General features: G+C 39.6%; 2 protein-coding genes. One reads left to right on the top strand and one right to left on the bottom strand.

Annotated features, from left to right (window positions below; genetic code table 11):
• Positions 1–142: 142 nt before the first annotated feature.
• The gene (locus tag L647_RS0100545; RefSeq protein ID WP_007377498.1) at positions 143–406 is read right to left on the bottom strand and encodes a DUF4212 domain-containing protein; all 264 of its coding nucleotides are present in this window, start codon (positions 404–406) and stop codon (positions 143–145) included.
• A gap of 414 nt (positions 407–820) precedes the next feature.
• Here L647_RS0100545 and L647_RS0100550 point away from each other — a divergent pair.
• The coding region (locus tag L647_RS0100550; RefSeq protein WP_024609482.1) for a PAS-domain containing protein at positions 821–3,918 on the top strand (3,098 nt) is incomplete at its 3' end.

A 3,918-nucleotide genomic window follows, 5' to 3' on the forward strand; every position in this document is an offset into this window, starting at 1 on the left:
AGCAAGAGGAGGTACGCCGCCGCCCGCTACATAAAACTCTTTAGTTGAACCCGCTCGAGCCCAAATTGCTATGCCGATATAAAGCGCAAAGCTTAAACCAACAATTATAAACGTGAGTGTTTGAACATCCATTGCTTAGCTCCTATTCGTCTACGCCGTATTTTTTATCTAACGTATTCATTTTGAAAACGTACACAAAAATCAAAGCAACAAAGGTATAAATCGCGCCTTGCTGGGCGAACCAGAAGCCAAGTTTAAACCCAAAAAAACGTACCTCATTAAGTACATCAACCAGTAATATGCCAAACCCAAAAGACACAATAAACCACACTGCTAACAGTTTAAATAACAGCGAAATGTTTTCTGCCCAATAAGCTTTTGCTTGTTCTTCATCTTTAAAAGCCATTTTTATTTTTCCCCTTTAAGCATCACAATATTGTAATGAGTGGTTTTTTATCTTCGTTAACCAATTTAGCAATGCTGCTTAAATATTGAATTGAGACTATGGTCGTAACAGCCTGTTAACGTTTACGTAAACTGCATTTAACCATTAACGATAAAGTTCGTATTTTTATTTAATTTCAACTGGTTAAGTAAATATCGCACATTGGCTTTTTTGCTAAACCTATAACTTGTTGATTAATACGACATTAGTCTAATGTTTTACCTTACTTTATTTTTATTATTAATATTCAATAAGATAGCTTTAAAATTAAAACTTTACTTTAAATTCAACCCTCACACTTAACCTCAGTTCTGGTATTGTGTAGGTACTCGCTATGTCCGAGTGTAAATTTAAATAATAAGGTTAAAAAACAACATGACTGCCGTACTCATTATTGTTGCTTTAGGATATATAGGTGTGCTGTTTTGGCTTGCCAACTGGGGCGATAAAACAACACCTTTAGCAAAGCGCATTAGCCACCATCCCTTTGTGTATTCGCTTTCGTTAGGAATTTATTGTACTTCGTGGACTTATTACGGGTCGGTGGGTACAGCTGCCACAAGTAGTTGGAGCTATTTGCCTATTTTGCTTGGTCCTGCATTGTTGTTTTTTTTCGGGCAAGGGTTTTTACGTAAACTGGTATTGGTAAGTAAAAAACAAAATATTACGACCATTGCCGACTTTATTTCAGCTCGTTATGGTAAACGCCAAACTACCGCAATTATGGTTACTGTAATCGCATTACTGGCGACTATTCCCTATATTGCACTGCAATTAAAAGCGCTCAGTACTAGCTTTTTACTGCTGCAAAGTAGTACTAAAATATCGGGCGATATGCTCGCGCTTTCGGCAACATTAATTATGGCATTATTTGCAATATTTTTTGGTACCCGCAAGGTTGATGTAACAGAGTATCGTTCGGGATTAATGCTTGCCGTAGCGTTTGAGTCAATGATTAAACTTATTGCACTTGTAGCGGTAGCAGGGCTTGCAATATTTACCTTATTTAATTTACCCGAAGCCACTGAAAACAAAGTAACTGAGTCGATTTGGGCGCATTGGAGCGACTTTAACTTTTTTAATTTTAACTTTATCGGTCAGTCGTTAATGGCCGCTGCGGCAATTATATGTTTGCCTCGTCAATTTCATGTAACGGTGGTCGACAATCAAAATAAACGCCATTTGCTTACCGCTCGCTGGGCTTTTCCGCTGTATTTACTACTAACAGCCGCAATGATTTTACCTATTGCGACTGCGGCAATTCATCCTGAAGTTGGCAGCGGCTATTCACCCGACAGCTTTGTACTTGCCCTACCGTTAATTAACGACAACGCCTTTTTAACCACCTTTGTATTTATAGGTGGGTTGTCGGCCGCAACCGCAATGATTGTGGTTGCAACGCTTACGTTAAGCACCATGATCTCAAACGACGTAGTGCTGCCACTTATACTACGCCGTAAATTTAAACGTAACTTAATAACCACCAGTTACAAATCGCAAATTTTACTGGTTAGGCGCTTTACCATTGCCGGTATATTAATTTTGGCTTACTTTTATCAGCAATGGTTTGGTCATAGCAGTGCACTGGCAAGTATGGGGTTAGTTGCTTTTTCCCTTGTTACTCAATTATTACCCGCTATTGTGGGCGGTTTATATTGGCGAAAAGGTCATGCTTATGGAGTATATGCTGGTTTATTAGCAGGCTTTATTTGCTGGATACTTTTTTTAATGCTGCCAATTTTAGATGCAGGAAACACGCTAAATAGTGAGCTGCAACAAACATTAATTACACGCGGTACGCTCATTGCCTTATTTGCTAACATTGGTTGTTATATTAGCTTTTCGTTAGGGGCTGAAGAGCGCTTAATTGATAAAATTCAGGCTGCTGCATTTGTTAATCCAAAAGATCAGGCTATTTTATCAAGACGTTTAAATAAAGACGTAAAAGCCACTGTTTACGACTTTAAAATACTACTACAAACATTTTTAGGTATTCAGCGTAGCCAACAAGTATTGGCACATTACGCACTCGCTCATCACTTAAACGATAACAACGCCCACCCAGAGCCAGAGTTTATTGCTTACTGCGAACGCGCATTAACGGGCGTATTAGGTGCGTCATCAGCGCAAGCATTAATACACACGGTTTCGTCGGGTAAACGTATGGCATTTGAAGAAGTGGTAAACTTTTTTGACGAAACCACACAAGCCCTGCAATTTAACCAAAACCTATTGTTTACATCGCTTGAAAATTTAAGCCATGGTATTTCTGTTGTCGATAAAGATTTAAAACTAGTTGCATGGAATAAGCGTTACGGCGAAATGTTTGGCTACCCAGAGGGATTTTTAGAAGTAGGTCAACCCATAGAAGACATTATAAGGTACAACGCTAACCGGGGTGAATGTGGTCCAGGTGAAATAGAACGCCAAGTAGAAAAACGTGTACAGCATTTAAAATACGGTAGCTCGCATCACTTTATTCGCCATCGTCGTAATGGGCAAGTATACGAAATGATAGGTAATCCACTGCCCGATGGCGGATTTGTTACCAGCTTTTCAGATATTACTAATCACATAAGTACGCAAAATGCGCTTGAAGAAGTAAATATGGATCTTGAAAACCGCATAGAAGCGCGTACTCAAGAAGTACAAACCATTAATAAAGACCTACAAGCACAAATAGATAGCCGTATACAAACCGAGCAAGCACTTACTTTAGCCAAGCGCGAAGCAGAGCAAGCAAACGACAGTAAAACACGCTTTTTAGCATTAGCGAGTCACGACATTTTACAGCCATTAAATGCAGCGCGTTTATACCTTGCCGCCATTGACGAAAAACAGCTCGATAGCACCAACCAAAATAACTTTGATAAACTCGGTGATAGCCTCGACTCAACCGTGCATTTAATGTCGGCATTGCTTGAAATAGCCAAGCTAGAGCAAGGCGCTATGACCCCTACCCCACGCCACTTTTACATTGAAGATATTTTAGCGCCACTGCAAAGTGAATACGCTATTTTATCAAGCGATAAAGGACTTAAATTAGGTGTACGTTCAAACCATCAGGTTGTGCACAGCGATATAACCTATTTGCGCCGAATTATACAAAACTTGGTGTCTAATGCGGTTAAATATACCGATAACGGCCGTGTATTGATTGCCTGTAGAAACCGTAAGCATAATTTACGCATAGAAGTATGGGATACAGGACCTGGCATTAGTGAAGTAGAACAAGCCAAAATATTTAACGACTTTTATCGCGTAGAATCGGGTGATAACAAAGGCGTTGGCTTAGGACTTGGCGTAGTAAAACGAATGGCAGACCTACTAAGTTTACCGCTAGACGTACATTCAGAGCCCAATAAAGGCAGCCGCTTTAGTATTGAAGTACCCTACGGCGATGTACAATTTGTACAACAAAAGCCAACAGCAAGTAACTTAATAGAAAACCGCGCTGCAATTAATATTGTAGC

The sequence above is a fragment of the Pseudoalteromonas sp. TB64 genome, from assembly GCF_000498095.1.
Taxonomy (GTDB): domain Bacteria; phylum Pseudomonadota; class Gammaproteobacteria; order Enterobacterales; family Alteromonadaceae; genus Pseudoalteromonas.